This is a genomic window from Brevibacillus sp. B_LB10_24 (assembly GCF_046036945.1).
Classification (GTDB): domain Bacteria; phylum Bacillota; class Bacilli; order Brevibacillales; family Brevibacillaceae; genus Brevibacillus_C.
In genome coordinates this window covers 46240-60791 of sequence record NZ_JBJQOQ010000002.1, presented here as the reverse complement: position 1 = coordinate 60791, position 14552 = coordinate 46240, and the positions used below count along the sequence as shown (strand labels likewise).

General features: G+C 50.7%; 13 protein-coding genes. 6 read left to right on the top strand and 7 right to left on the bottom strand.

Features of this window, described 5'->3' with window-relative positions; all coding sequences use genetic code 11:
• From ACI7RC_RS03150 to ACI7RC_RS03125, 6 genes are all read right to left on the bottom strand, one after another.
• On the bottom strand, positions 1 to 705 hold the full coding sequence (locus ACI7RC_RS03150) for a pirin family protein (protein ID WP_408106778.1): 705 nt from the start codon (positions 703 to 705) through the stop codon (positions 1 to 3).
• 24 nt (positions 706 to 729) lie between these two features.
• Complete coding sequence (locus ACI7RC_RS03145) at positions 730 to 1500, bottom strand: pirin family protein (RefSeq protein WP_408106777.1); 771 nt, start codon at positions 1498 to 1500, stop codon at positions 730 to 732.
• 262 nt (positions 1501 to 1762) lie between these two features.
• Positions 1763 to 1963 (bottom strand): hypothetical protein, encoded by a 201-nt coding sequence (locus ACI7RC_RS03140; protein ID WP_408106776.1) that lies wholly within the window; start codon positions 1961 to 1963, stop codon positions 1763 to 1765.
• A 5-nt stretch (positions 1964 to 1968) separates the two neighbouring features.
• Positions 1969 to 3093, bottom strand: a complete 1125-nt coding sequence (locus tag ACI7RC_RS03135; RefSeq protein WP_408106775.1) for a tyramine oxidase subunit B — start codon at positions 3091 to 3093, stop codon at positions 1969 to 1971.
• 24 nt (positions 3094 to 3117) lie between these two features.
• Positions 3118 to 4464 carry a sodium/glutamate symporter gene (locus ACI7RC_RS03130; protein WP_408106774.1) on the bottom strand — a complete coding sequence of 449 codons (1347 nt, stop codon included), beginning with the start codon at positions 4462 to 4464 and terminating at the stop codon, positions 3118 to 3120.
• A gap of 144 nt (positions 4465 to 4608) precedes the next feature.
• Positions 4609 to 6429 carry a sigma-54 interaction domain-containing protein gene (locus ACI7RC_RS03125; RefSeq protein ID WP_408106773.1) on the bottom strand — a complete coding sequence of 607 codons (1821 nt, stop codon included), beginning with the start codon at positions 6427 to 6429 and terminating at the stop codon, positions 4609 to 4611.
• A gap of 206 nt (positions 6430 to 6635) precedes the next feature.
• Here ACI7RC_RS03125 and ACI7RC_RS03120 point away from each other — a divergent pair, with 206 nt between their 5' ends.
• The 6 genes from ACI7RC_RS03120 to ACI7RC_RS03095 all read left to right on the top strand — a co-directional run bounded on the left by ACI7RC_RS03120 (position 6636) and on the right by ACI7RC_RS03095 (position 13686).
• Complete coding sequence (locus ACI7RC_RS03120) at positions 6636 to 7073, top strand: MarR family winged helix-turn-helix transcriptional regulator (RefSeq protein ID WP_408106772.1); 438 nt, start codon at positions 6636 to 6638, stop codon at positions 7071 to 7073.
• Positions 7074 to 7236: 163 nt separating this feature from the next.
• A complete protein-coding gene (locus tag ACI7RC_RS03115; RefSeq protein ID WP_408106771.1) occupies positions 7237 to 8298 on the top strand; it encodes an extracellular solute-binding protein in 1062 nt (353 codons plus the stop codon).
• A 99-nt stretch (positions 8299 to 8397) separates the two neighbouring features.
• Positions 8398 to 9516 (top strand): ABC transporter ATP-binding protein, encoded by a 1119-nt coding sequence (locus tag ACI7RC_RS03110; protein ID WP_408106770.1) that lies wholly within the window; start codon positions 8398 to 8400, stop codon positions 9514 to 9516.
• Positions 9494 to 11158 carry an ABC transporter permease gene (locus ACI7RC_RS03105; RefSeq protein WP_408106769.1) on the top strand — a complete coding sequence of 555 codons (1665 nt, stop codon included), beginning with the start codon at positions 9494 to 9496 and terminating at the stop codon, positions 11156 to 11158. The genes ACI7RC_RS03110 and ACI7RC_RS03105 overlap by 23 nt, the downstream gene beginning before the upstream one ends.
• A gap of 58 nt (positions 11159 to 11216) precedes the next feature.
• Complete coding sequence (locus ACI7RC_RS03100) at positions 11217 to 12905, top strand: sensor histidine kinase (protein ID WP_408106768.1); 1689 nt, start codon at positions 11217 to 11219, stop codon at positions 12903 to 12905.
• 1 nt (position 12906) lies between these two features.
• The gene (locus tag ACI7RC_RS03095) at positions 12907 to 13686 is read left to right on the top strand and encodes a response regulator transcription factor (RefSeq protein WP_408106767.1); all 780 of its coding nucleotides are present in this window, start codon (positions 12907 to 12909) and stop codon (positions 13684 to 13686) included.
• A gap of 72 nt (positions 13687 to 13758) precedes the next feature.
• Here ACI7RC_RS03095 and ACI7RC_RS03090 read toward each other — a convergent pair whose 3' ends face one another.
• A complete protein-coding gene (locus ACI7RC_RS03090) occupies positions 13759 to 14535 on the bottom strand; it encodes an ABC transporter ATP-binding protein (protein ID WP_408106766.1) in 777 nt (258 codons plus the stop codon).
• Positions 14536 to 14552: the final 17 nt, after the last annotated feature.

The window sequence follows — 14552 nt, the reverse complement described above, 5'->3', positions numbered from 1 at the left end:
TTATGGTAAATCAATTAACATAAAAAGCGCATTTTGGTCAGCTTTGAGCTGCAGGGCAGACGTGTCCGTAATCCGGGCGGAATCCCGCTTGTTCAGCGTCGCATCCCCGTTGATCGACAGCGCCCCTTCGATGACGAACAGAAAAATTCTGCGCCCTTCCTCCTGGGTAAAGCGAATCTCTTTCCCTGCTTTTAGATCGGACAAGTAGATCGTCAGGTCTTGATTGATAAAGGCCACCTGATCTGCGGCCTGTTTTTTCGAGACGACCGGCAGCAGCCGATTTTCCAACTGGTCCACTGGAAAATGGACTTGCTGGTAGGATGGCGGCAATCCCGGCGTATCAGGCAGGAACCACAGCTGCAGGAAGTTGACTTCTTCTGTTGGCGACGGATTCATCTCCGAATGAACCACCCCTGTGCCGGCGGTCATGCGCTGAATCCCCCCGAAGGTGGTCGTGGCCGTATGCCCGGCGCTGTCCTGATGTTGAAGGTGGCCCCTGAGCACAATCGAGACGATCTCCATCTCCCGGTGGGGATGGGCCCCAAAGCCTTCAGACGGCTGGACGATATCGTCGTTGAGTACGCGGAGCGGCCCAAAGCTGAGATTGGCCGGATCGTAATACTCGGCAAAGGAAAAACTGAAGTTGCTCTTCAGCCACCCGTGGTCTGCCGTGAACCGCGATGCCGCAGGATATACTTGAATCATCATCTCTCCTCTTTCTAAGTGTTTTTACCGTTTCGGGTACAGCGGATAGTCTACCTCCGTCGGCACTTCCACAATTGTCAGCCACAGCGGTTCATCGGCCGTCGCCTTGATCGCAAGCGACTCGCTCGCATCCGCCTGGATCACGATATAATCCGTCTGCTGAAAATCCACAGTCCTGCCGGTTTCCCAGGAGCAGGTACCGCTTCCCCGTATGGCAAGTCCAGATACTGTCCGGTTTTTTTCGATGGTTCGCTCATAGACAGCTCCGGGAGCCAGCCGGATATCCCACATCCGCGCATCGGCCACCAATTGCAGCGGAGCCCCTTCGCCGATGACTGTTTTGACCAGTACCCCGTCTTTTTCTACAACGGGAAACTCTTCATGTTCATACTGTCCGTATGCCGGATCGCGCCGCAGCGCTTCGCGAACAGGAGGCTCAAACCAGATTTGGAACAGCTCGCAATCGGGTCCCACCAGCCGTTCGTTGTGATACACGCCGGAGCCGGCCTGGATCAATTGAACGCCGCCGGCCCCGACTACGCTTTTCGTTCCCAGCGAATCGCCGTGATGGGCCTGCCCGTTGATCACATATGTCAAGATTTCAAAGGCTTGATGCGGGTGCGAATCGATATACCCCTCTTCCTTGGCCTTTGCCCACGCCCAGTAAAACAACGGACCGATACGCTTTACCGAAGAGCCCTCGCCGGAAAAACCGATCGGTTTTTGCTCGGTAATTTTCCCGCCATCGAAGGCTCCGATGCCCTGCTCCGCCCGTGGATGCACTGCAATGTTCATCCCATCACCTCTTTGCTTTCTCCGGATAGTCTCTAAAAGACAATGAAATCTTATACTGTCAGCCGTCGAAATTATCTCGAAATCGAGATATTACTGCAAAAAAATATTCGCTCTGCTTTGCTCCTGCTGTAAATATACATTATCTCGAATTCGAGATAATAATAAACGATTCTCTGGTGGATGTCAACTCTCCTGATCCGGATTAACAGAACAACGCCGAACAAATAGCTCCCACCGGGAAATTTGTTCGGCGTCTAGATGCCTATCCAACTCGTAATGCTCTTTTTTCGCCTTCCTCCAAAAGCAGTGCCGGAATGAGCAGACCTTCCAAAACGAGTTCAACCGCTTTTCCTTCCTCATCAGTCACAAATGTCACATCTGTCGGCAATTGGTGGATAAAAAATGCCGTTTCCGATTCGGGATACGAGCCCCGCTTACAGTAGCGAGGCTCGTTCCGTTTCATGCAAATTATGCCCAGTGAGGCTGCTCCCACAGCAGCAGCTTCTGCCCGATCCCTTGGGCCAGCGCTTCTTTGTACACCTTATACCCCCAACTCACATCGTAGACAGGCATTCCCCCGGTAACGAACAGAATGATGTCATCATCTGATTTTCGCGCACTTCGTTTCCCCGTGACGACGTCGCCCAAGTTGATGACCGATTCGTGTTTTCCCCGTCCCTCATGAATCAGTTTCAGCAGCTGTCCAGTAGGCGCCCATTCGGTAATGCTGTCAATTCCCTTCGGGTGTTCGGCCGCCTCACTCAACCAGGCTTGATGCATCTTCCAGTTGTCCGCCACAACCGTATTGTTCAGGTAACACTCATCCGCAAGCTGGGCCGTGCCGGTCAGCATCACCACCGTACCCGGTTTCAGCCACTCAGTTTTGATGTTCACCTTGGCATGGCCGGAGGTGGCGATGCTGATCAGGTCAGAATCGGCAATTGCTGCCTCCAGGCTGTCCACCGCGACTACATGCAAGCCCAGTTCCTCGGACATCTGCCGGGCAAAGGCTTGTGATTTCTCCATAATCAGATCGTACACTCTGATTTCCCGCAGTTGCGGCTGTGTCTTAGCGATTGCTTTCAGGCAGGCCTTGCTGATCACACCCGCGCCTAAAATGCCGGCTGTCTCGGTGTTTTGTCTGGCCAGGTACTTGGCTGCCACCCCCGGAACCGCTCCTGTCCGCATGGCGCTGACCAGGTTGGCCGACATGTACGCCAGCGGCTGGCCCGTGTCCGGGTCATTCAACGTCAGGTTGAGGATAGAGCGGGGAAGGCCGCGCTTCACATTTTCGATATTCGACCCGTACCACTTGTCTCCGCAGACGTGAAAATCGCCGCCAACATAAGCGATCATCGACATAAAGCGCCTGTCCGGACCGGCCACCGGCATTCTCGGACCGCGCCGCTCCTCCGGAAACCACAGCATCATGCCGTGCTCGTTTTCCAGCGGCCCGCCCATCAGGCAGTCTCCTTGGCTGAGTAAGTAGAACACCTCTTCCATCGTTTTCACACATTTTCCCATATCCAATACGCCAGCTTTGATCATATCCTGTTCATTCAAATACAAAAATTCGATTTTGCTGCTTGTCATTTTGATTTCCCTCTCTTCCCTTATTTACATGTTTTGCGTTTGCAGCTTCTGGTCTTTCTGTTTCCCCCTGAAGATGCCAAAAATAATCAGTCCGGCAAGCATGGTCACAGCGGTAAACAGCCAGTGCTGTCCGTTCACGATCAGCAGCGGAGCAAACGTCACGATCGCGATCTCCACCGGAGCCATCGGAATGTAAGCGAGTGCAAAATCATCCAGCGTCTTGCTCTCCAGATCGGGGTCGACGATACGAAGCAGCGCAATCCCCATCGCAGTCGTCCCTGTCGCCCAGCCCCAGGTGAAAATCCCCCGCTCAAACCAGTACTGGCGGAAAAATCTTGGCGCCATCCAGATAAAGAAAAACAGGCAAAATACAACGCCGAAGACGAACAGCAGGGCGAGCGGCAATGCGTACTTGACCACAACCGGCAGCTTGATCGAAGCGACGCCAAACGCTACCAACAGATCGGTGCATGTCCCGCTGATGCGATTCATCGTCTTCTGGTCCACATACTCGTCCGCACCGAAACCTTGCATCAGCTTGCTTAGCAGCAAGGCTACCAGAAAGGCCAGACAAAACGCCGGCAGGTTTAATTTCGGAAAGTACGCGGAGGCTGCCTTGCTGAGATAGTAGCCGCACATCGCCGCCAAGCCGACCAGCGAAGCATGGAACATCAGCGGATCGATCGAAATAGAGGAGACCGTCCCGGCTCCGACAGACTTTCTCATCTCTAGCGGCACCAATCCCGTTTTCAACTCCTTCGGCAGTTGATCAAAATTGCTGATAAAGCCGGTATGCCCTTTTTTCGCACCCCATTTGATCAGAATCAGACCTCCAACAATCGCGCTGATTATGCCTACAGTTGCCGAAGTCATCGCCAGGGAAGCCGCATCTTCCCAGCCGTGCTCGGCAAAAGCCTGTCCGATCGCCGCTGCCGTTCCATGGCCGCCGGCAAATCCGCTGGCCAGCATAAGGCCGAAACCGGTATGCAGATCGCCCCAAAGGTTGTTTAACAGGAGCAAGGCAAACAGCAATCCCGACCCCCACTGCATGATCATGACCATCTGCGAATAGGCCCACATGCTGCCTACACGTTTTGTCACAGAGGAAAAGGGAGTTTTCTCCGAACTAAACGGCAAGGCGGCGAACACCACAGCGATCAAAATCCCGGGGTACGTACCGATCTGGCTGGAAAACGGCAGCCACCCCAGCCCGTTGGGGCCAAGCGCCAAGGCGATCAAACCGGCCAGCAACCCAGCCGGCAAAAACAACTCTTGAATCAGCTTGACTTTTGCCCGCAAAAGCGAGCCGACCAGAAAAAGCAATGAGATAAGACCCAGGTCAACGAAAATGGTCCATGGTGTGAATTCCACAGTAATTCTCCCTCCTCTACGTGAATCAGCAGGTTTTCATCTCCCTTCTCCTGCCGCTATTTATTGCATATTTGATGCCAAGTCTTCGAGAGGCGGTTTACGGCTTTTCTCCAAAAAGAAAAAAATCTCAAAAAGAGAAAAATCTCATTTTGAGAAATGTTTTTTATCAATTTGATAAAAATGTAATTTTCGGTATAGGGTAGCCATACTGATTCCCATCACTTCGGCAATTCTTTGTTTGGCGGAGGTGCTTCCTCCCCATTCACGCAAAAGGGTAAGCAGGGTTTGTTTTTCGTACTCCTCCTTGCCGAGCGGCATGTTGCCAGGCCGGATGCTGCCCGTCGCCAGAAGTTCGTCCTGAGCAGAGCTGACGCAATCCAGCAGGTGTGGCGGCAAATGCTTCACATGCAAGCTGTCCTCCGTCGGAAGTGAAAGATTGATGGCATATTCGATGACATTCTCCAACTCGCGGATGTTCCCGGGCCATTTGTACGCCTTCAATACCTGCAGGGCTTCTTCAGAAATATCGTTGACGTTTCTTCCGAGCAGCCCGGCATACCTGGTGATAAAGTAACGGCTCAGCGGGAGGATATCGTCCACTCTTGCCCGGATCGGCGGCAGGTGGATGGGAATGACATTTAGCCGGTAATACAGGTCATGCCGAAAAGTGCCCTTTTTCACCATCTCTTCCAGGTCGCTGTTGGTAGCGGCGATGATCCTGACATCGATCGGGATCGACTGGGCACCGCCGATCTTGTCAATCTCTCTGGACTGTATCACCCGCAACAGCTTCACCTGCAAATAGAGCGGCATCGTCCCTACCTCGTCCAAAAAAATCGTTCCGTGGTTGGCCAATTCAAATTTTCCCGGCTTTCCTTTAGCGTTGGCACCGGTAAAAGAGCCCTTTTCGTAGCCGAACAATTCACTCTCGATCAACGTCTCCGGAATGGCGCCACAGTTTATCGAAATAAAGGGTTGATCGGCCCTGGGACTGGCCTCGTGAATCGCGCGGGCAAACATTTCCTTGCCTGTGCCGCTCTCTCCGGTGATCAAAATGGTGGAGCTGCTCCTGGCAAAATGCGCTGCCTTGCTCTTGATGTTCTTCATCACCGGCGTCTCGCAAATAATGTCCGCAAACGTAATCTTCCGGTTGCTGTTGGTGAACTCAAAGGCCAGCTGCTTCATATTTTCGTAATCGTACAAGGACACAACCGCTCCGGTAACGATATGCTGATCGACGATCGGGGTCAGATCCGCCAGGAACCTTTGCGCCTCCCTCCCCTTTTGGCAGGTCAGTTCAACATTGGCCAGCTCCTCCCCGGATGTGATCTGTTCGAGCGTCAGTTCGGGAAAAATCTCCGGCAGCGAGGTGTTTCTTGCCAACGATTTCCCTTCGAGGCCCAACATTTTCTGGGCCAATCGATTGGTCTCCTTGACGCATCCCTTGTCGTCGCAAAAGATAATGCCTCGCGGGATGGTATTGATCACCGTTTGCAGCGTTTTATTGATCTGCAGTTGGGCATTGTACAACTCCTGTTCCCGTATTTTTGTAATCATCAGTTCGGACATCTTGTCGAGAAAGTCGATCAGCCCATGCTGGTTTTTCTCTATTTCCGCCAGCTTCTCTTCATCGTAAGCCACCAGGTTAATCGTTCCGATACTCTCTCCCTCGTATTGAATCGGAAAAATAATTCCCCCCGCATAGGCGCACCGGCCAAATCCCGAGCAGGTGCGGCATATGTGATGAGATCCGGCGGAATGGACGACAACCGGCTCCTGCGAGCTGACAACATGTCTGCTAACCGTTCCGTAGTCCATTTTCACCCCGATCTTTTCACTCGCCGAGCCGGTCGCGGCGATGCGTACAATGTTCCGATCCACGATCTCCACGTCCATTTGAAACGCGGCCTTGATCGCTTCCGCTATATCCTGGGCGATCCCGGTTATATACTGCAACCTTGTCATCAAACCAACCCCTTTGCTTCTTGCTGCAAACGCTTGTCCAGGCTGTCCGTGCCGTGCATCCAGCTGGTTTCCTATTATCATAGGGGTTTTTCGTAAAAAGTTCATCTGTGAATATGGAATTTTCGCGCAAGTCGGGATTTGACAAAACGGTCCGGTTTGAATAAAATCATACGAATTCGAGATATTCGCAGATTGGGGTGCCAGACATGGAAAAAAATCTATCCCTGGAGTTGTTTCTGGTGCTGTCCCGGGCCTACAGATCTGTCATGGAACACGCCATCCGGGACATTCGCCGCTACTCCTTAAATCCGACGGAGTTTGCCGTACTGGAGCTGCTGTACCACAAAGGTCCCCATGCGCTTCAACAGATCGGCGAAAAAATCTTGCTGGCCAGCGGTAGCATTACCTATGTTGTAGATAAACTAGAAGAAAAAGGATACCTCACCCGTGAACCTTGTGAAAAAGACCGCCGGATCACGTACGCTACCATTACGGAAAAAGGGAATCAACTGATGGACGAGATATTTCCTCAGCATATTCAGGCGATTGCGCGAGCGGTGGAAGGACTTGACGAGGCGGAAAAAGCAGAGGCGCTGCAATTGTTGAAAAAACTGGGGATCTCGGCAAAAAAGGCGCTTGAATAAAAAGAACTGAGCAAACAACCTTCGCCAGGCATTACCGGGCCAAGGTTGTTTTTTAGTTTGTTTTTTCACATATTTCTTTTGTTTTTTTGGATATTCCGAAAAGATCGGGAACCTTATAATTATTTCTCGAAGCAGCACAAATATCTTTGGAGGTCAATCGGAGATGAAAAAAATGAAAACGCTCGCAATGCTGTTAACGGCAGCACTCGCCTCAAGCATGATCTTTGCCGGCTGTTCACAGGGAGAGTCGGCTTCTGAGAAAGAGACAGGCAAAGGCGGTGCCAATGTCCTGACAGTCTACACGGCTCGCAGCGAAAGCCTGAACAACGCTGTCATCCCTAATTTTGAAAATGATACGGGCATTAAAGTGGAAGTGATCGTCGCCGGTACCGGAGAGTTATTGAAACGCGTCGAGTCCGAAAAAGGAAACCCGATGGGGGATATTCTGTGGGCGGCAGACGAGACGATGCTGAAGAGCAAAACAGACTTGTTTGAGCAATACGTTTCACCGGAAGACAGCCATATGATGGAGCAATTCAGAAATAAAACCGGGTATTTTTCACCCGCTTTTGCCGATCCGACGGTGTTTATCGTCAATAAGAACCTCATTGGAGACATCAAAGTAGAAGGCTTTGCCGATCTGCTGAATCCCGAACTGAAGGGCAAAATTGCCTTCGGCGATCCGGCCAGCTCCAGTTCCGCCTTCCAGTCACTGGCCGCCATGCTGTATGCGATGGGCAATGGCGACCCGATGTCCCCGGAAGCTTGGGACTTTGTCGAGAAATTCATCGCCAACCTTGACGGCAAGATGTTCGGCAGCTCCGGCCAGCTTCACAAAAGCGTCGCCGACGGGGAGTATCCGGTAGGCTTGACCTGGGAAGATCCCGTCGTCAACTACATCAAAAACGGAGCGCCCGTAGAAGTGGTATTCCCGAAAGAAGGGGCCATCTTCCCGGGTGAATCCGTCCAGATCATCAAAGGCGCCAAAAACCTGGAGAATGCCAAGAAGTTCGTCGATTACATGCTCTCCGAGAAAGTGCAAAACCTGGTGGGCGGCGAACTTACCGTCAGACCGCTGAGAGAAGGAGCAAACCTGGCCTCCTACATGGTGCCGACTGAACAGATTCAGTTAGCCAAAAATTACGACGAGGGCTGGGTATCTGAAAACAAGGAGAAAATCACAGCCAAATTTACCGATCTGCTGGAAAAATCGATGGACAAATAAAAGCTTTTAAAATAGAAAGGCAGCTTATAACATAAATCCCGTTATTTATAAGCTGCCTCATCTTGTTTATTTCCCGCGAGCGTCAAGGAGGAACTGACATTGAGTGTTTCCATTCACATCGAAAATGTAGTAAAGCGCTACGGCGACAAAACCATCGTAAACGGACTCTCTCTCGACATCAAACCGGGAGAATTGTTCACGCTGCTGGGGCCTTCCGGATGCGGCAAAACCACCTTGCTGCGGATGATCATCGGCTTCAACTCTATCGAAGAAGGCGTCATCAAAGTCGATAACCAGGTCATCAACAACATTCCTGTCAGCAAAAGAAACATGGGCATGGTCTTTCAAAACTACGCGATCTTCCCGCATCTGTCCGTGAAGGACAACGTCGCCTTCGGGCTGAAACAGCAGAAATTGTCTAAAAGCGAAATCGAAAGCCGCATCGAGGACATCCTGCGCGTCGTGAAAATCGAGGATTACAAGGACAGAATGCCAGACAAGCTTTCCGGCGGACAGCAGCAGCGCGTGGCATTGGCCAGGGCAATCGTCATCCATCCGCAGGTTTTGCTCATGGACGAACCGCTGTCCAATTTGGACGCCAAACTGCGGGTAGAGATGCGGAATGCCATCAAAAGCATTCAGCAGCAGGTTGGCATCACCACCGTATACGTTACACACGATCAGGAGGAGGCCTTGGCTATCTCCGACAGAATCGCCGTCATGAACGGCGGAATCATCCAGCAGATCGGAACCCCGAAAGAAATCTACGAGCGTCCCGCCAATGTATTCGTATCCAAGTTTATCGGCACCTCCAATATCATCGAAGCAACAGCAGAGATTGCGGGCGGCGAAACATGGATCAACTTTGGCAACGGCTACAAAGAAAAGATGAGCAATCTGGCTGATACAGTCGGAAACGGAGCAAAAGTGCTGGCATCGGTAAGACCCCAGGAATTTATCGTCTGCTCCGATCAAGAAGCAATCCGGGCCGTTGTAAAAAGCAGCATGTTCCTCGGGCTGCATACACACTACTTCGCAGAACTGGCAAATGGGGAAACCGTCGAGGTCGTGCAGGATTCCGACATAGCCGGGATCATTCCGAATGGAACAGAAATTCACCTTCGCGTCAAACCGAACAAAATCAACGTCTTTGACGCCGATACACAAACCAGTTTAATCAAAGCAGGTGGCGAGAATGGTTACAAGCATGAAGCGTAAATTCAGCATCTGGAATGTATCCGCGCTGATCATCCTGGCCGTTTTTCTGATATTCATTCTCTTTCCGCTCATCCTGGTATTGAAAAAAAGCATCATTGACCCGCATACCGGAGAACTTACGCTTCGTTACCTCGGCAAATTTTTTGAGCGAAAATTCTATTGGGTCACGCTGATCAACAGTTTCCAGGTAACGATCGTCACCACCGTTCTTTCCGTCGCGATCGGGCTGCCGATCGCCTACCTGATGCGAAAAGTGAAAATCAAGGGCAGCAGAATCATCGAGATCCTCATTATCATCTCGTATCTTTCGCCCCCTTTTATCGGCGCCTACGCCTGGATCCAGCTGCTCGGCCGAAGCGGTGTCTTAACCAAATTCATCAACGACCTGTTCCATGTCAAATTAAACGGCATTTACGGATTCCCCGGCATCGTCTTGGTATTGACCTTGCAGTCTTTCCCGCTCATCTACATCTATATCTGCGGAGCGCTGAAAAATCTGGACAACTCCTTGAACGAAGCAGCGGAGAGCCTGGGATATTCCAGTATTCAACGGCTGTTTAAAATCATTATCCCATTGATCATGCCTACCGTTTTGGCCAGTGCCTTGTTGGTATTTATGCGTGTCATCGCCGACTTCGGGACACCGATGTTGATCGGCGAAGGCTTTCGGACGATACCGGTGTTGATCTACACGCAGTTTATGAGTGAGGTTGGCGGAGACGATGGATTCGCTGCGGCTCTTTGCTTAATCACGATCCTGATCACGATCCTGTTGTTCATCGTCCAGCGGCTGTTGGCAAGGCGTTACTCTTACTCCATGTCTGCCTTAAAGCCGATGGTGGCGGAAGAGATCGGCGGATTCAAAAACATCCTGTCTCACGCCTTTGTGTACGTAACAGTCTTGCTGGCCATCCTGCCCCAATGTGTCGTAATCTTCACTTCGTTCTTAAAAACGAAGGGCGGCCAGGTGTTTACCGGCGGATTTTCTCTGGAAAGCTACAAAAACATTTTCTTTGATAAAAACAGCTCCGTCATTCTGAACACCTACCTGTTGGGAATTGCGGCGATTATCATCATTGTCGTGTTCGGGATCATGATTGCCTATCTGACGGTAAGAAAGAAAAATGCTCTGACATCGACGCTGGATACGATCTCCATGTTCCCGTTTATCATTCCGGGATCGGTACTGGGTATCTCCTTTTTATTTGCCTTTAGCCAAAAACCGCTCTTGCTAAGTGGTACAATGTTGATTATGATCATGTCCTTTGCGATCAGAAGACTGCCGTATACGATTCGTTCCAGTACGGCGATCATCGGCCAAATCAGCCCCAGCATTGAAGAGGCGGCCATCAGCCTTGGCGCGTCGGAGACGAAAGCATTTCGGAAAGTGATCATCCCGATGATGATGCCTGGTGTCATCGCCGGGGCCATCATGAGCTGGATTACGGTGATCAGCGAATTGAGTTCGTCTATCATCCTGTATACGAACAAGACGCAGACGTTGACAGTCTCTGTCTATACGGAGGTTATTCGCGGCAACTTCGGGAATGCTTCGGCTTATTCCACGATTTTGACGCTGACGTCGGTTCTCTCACTGTTCCTGTTCTTTAAGCTGACAGGGAAGAAAGACGTGAATGTGTGAGGTCTCTTTGCAGACCTCACCGTTTTATCATGAGACATGACTGATAGGTGTTCAGACAATGAAAAAATCAAATACGTTTAAAGATTACATCAGAAAAACGTTTATTACGTATACGGTAGCCTTTGTGTTGCTGGTTTTTGTGCTGTTTATCTTGTCCGTCTTTTTTACTTTCCGGGAAACGATCGTTCAGACGAATCTCTCGTTCAACAGCGGGCTCGGCAGATTCCTGGAAGATGAGCTTCAGCTGTATGAACAAGACCTCCAAAGCTTGGTGCAGGAGGACCCGATCCAATCTTCGTTTCACGACAGAAGGCAGATACTGAAGGCCAATCAACTCTTGTACTCGTTTAGCAACACGCATAAGATACGATCGTATTTCGCGCTGCTGGATAAGGACGGCACGATTGTGGCAACCAATCTCTACCAGAATAATCAAACCATTTTGTCTGAAAGCTATCACCTAAAAGATGTATTGACAAAGCTTGCGGGAACGCCGGAGATGCAAAGCGGCATGAACCGAATCCCTTTCGATGACCCGCAAAAATCACCGTATTTCTTTGCGAAAGCCATAACGGAGCAAGGGAGGGTAAACGGCTACCTCCTGTTTTTCCTCTATGACCTGGAGAAGTATCTTCGCAGCAGCGATGTCGATATCGTCGCGATTACAGATGCGTTTGACAATGTGATCTACGCTTCCAATCCGCTGCTTGTCAACTCCATGGGGAAAATCAGCCTGGACGCCGTTACGAAGCATACCGCCGTTTTCAACGGGAACCTGTATTACATGACTTCCCAAGCCTTCAAATCCAACCAGCTGCACGTCATTTCCATGACCTCGGTCAACAATTACCGGCAGCTGCTCATCATGGGGATCGCCTTTTTGCTCGGCATCAGCATCGTCATTGTCCTGCTGATTTTTTTCGTGACGCCAAAGCTGATGAAGAGAAATCTGCAGTCCTTTGACTCGCTCATCTCTGCGGTCAATCAATTTAAGGAAGGCAATGTGGAGTACAGGATTGAGTCCAAGACATTTGATGAATTTCAGACGATCTACGATGAGTTCAACAACATGGTGGCAAAGATAGAGTCACTGATGAAACACAATGCCGAAGTGGCGGAAAAAAAGCGGCAAATGGAGATTAAACACCTCGAAAACCAGTTCAATCCCCATTTTGTCTTCAACGTCTTGGAAATGCTGCGCTATGAGATTTTATTTGATGCCAACAACGCCTCCAACATCGTCGTATCGTTTGCCAACTTGATGAGGTACAACATTCATTACGGAAACGTGGAAGTGCCGCTTAAGACGGATATCAAGTACATCAAGGATTACCTGGCGCTGCAGAAAATGAGATACAATGAAAGGCTCGACTACAGCATTCAAATAGACGACACCCTGCTAGACTGCAAGATACCGAAATTGCTCATCCAGCCCATCATCGAAAACAGCATCAAGCACTGCATCGAAAACACCAGACACCTGTCGATCCAGATCACCGCCAGGAAGGTTGAAAACACAATTGAGATCACCGTAGAAGATGACGGGCCGGGCATCGAAGAGGACAGGCTGGCATACGTAAGGAGTATCCTGGCAGACAAGGATCTGACTCCGGAGCAGATCGGCTTGAATAATTCCCACCGGGTGATTCAGCTTTTATACGGGGCGGATTACGGGCTTTCGATCTATAGCAAATCCGGCCTTGGCACGAAGGTCGTCATGAGGATTCCGATCATAGGGGATAGGTGACATGTACAAAGTCCTGATAGTCGAAGACGAGGATATTATCAGAAAAGGCCTTGTTTACAAGGTGGATTGGCTGAAGTACAACTGCATGGTGGTTGAGCGGGCAGTCGATGGCGTCGACGGACTGGAAAAAATCAGACGATTGCAGCCTGATATCGTGATGACAGATATTCGCATGCCGTTTAAAGACGGGATTCAAATGCTGGAAGAAAGCAAACCCGAGTACGATTACGAAGCGATCATCATCTCCGGGTACAGTGAATTTGAATATGCCAAACAAGCGATCTCGCTGGGGGTCAATGAGTATCTGTTAAAACCGATCGATTTTGCGGAATTGCATGAGGCGATCATGCAGATCACGGCAAAAATCGAGGAAAAAAGAAGACTGAAATCCTATGAACAGTCCTTTCACGACCTGAATGTCTATCACGAACTGTTGGACATTCAACATTATCTGTACCGGGATAACAAAACGAAATACGTGATGCACATGCTCGAGTACATCAAAAACAATTTCCACAAGAAGATTTCCCTGCAGGATGTCAGCGATCATTATCAAGTCTCAACCGTATATCTCAACGCCAAATTTAAAGAAGAAACCAACTACACCTTCAATGATTTCCTGAACAGGTACCGGATCATCAAAGCCGTTGAATTGCTGCGGAAAGGCGATATGTTAATCTACGAGGTCGCCGATTATGTAGGGTTTCAGGATTACAAATACTTCAGCCAGGTCTTCAAGAAATACACCGGAACTTCACCAACCCAATTTTTGGAAAAATAGAAAGAGTGCCCGCAAGCACTCTTTCTTCGTATCGGTATAGCTGCAGCAGGCATCTCTCCGCCTTGACGGCAGCTATTTGCCCGCTTTGGCTCCCTGCAGCTCCAACACGATCTCCCGCTTGTAGCTGATGAACTCAGGGGTCAACTGCATGTCGTAGGTGCGGGGGCGTTCCAGCGTCACCTGGATCTCTTTGGCGATCCTCCCCGGCCTGGCGGACATGACGTAGACGCGGTCAGACAGGTAAATGGCCTCATCCACGTCATGCGTGACGAACAGGACGCTGCATTTTTCCTCTTCCCAGACGGTCAGCAGCAGGTCCTGCATTTCCCTGCGGGTCTGTGCGTCCAAGGCGCCAAACGGCTCGTCCATGAGCAACAGGCTGGGCTTGTACACCAGCGCCCGGGCAATCGCCACCCGCTGCTGCATTCCTCCGGACATCTGCGACGGATAGTGATTTTCGAAGCCTTCGAGCCCTACCAGCTTTAAAAAGTGAAAAGCCAGCTCCTTTTTTTCCGCCTTGCTGATCGTCTGGTCCTTTTTCAAGGCAAAGGCGACATTTTCCCAGGCGTGAAACCACGGAAGCAAGCTGTACTGCTGAAAAACGACGCCGCGATCCCGCCCCGCATGGGTGATGGGTTTGCCATCCAGGACGAGCTGCCCTTCATGGTAGTCATCCAGTCCGGCTACCAGCCGCAAGAACGTCGATTTGCCGCACCCCGACGGCCCCAAAAGAGAAACGAATTCCTGCTTGCCGATCGTCAGGCTTACCTCGGCGAGCGCCGTGATTTCCTGTTTATTGCTGACGAACCGCTTGCTCACCTTTTCTGCTGCCAGTCTAACCTCTTTCAAGGCGAACCTCCTCCCCG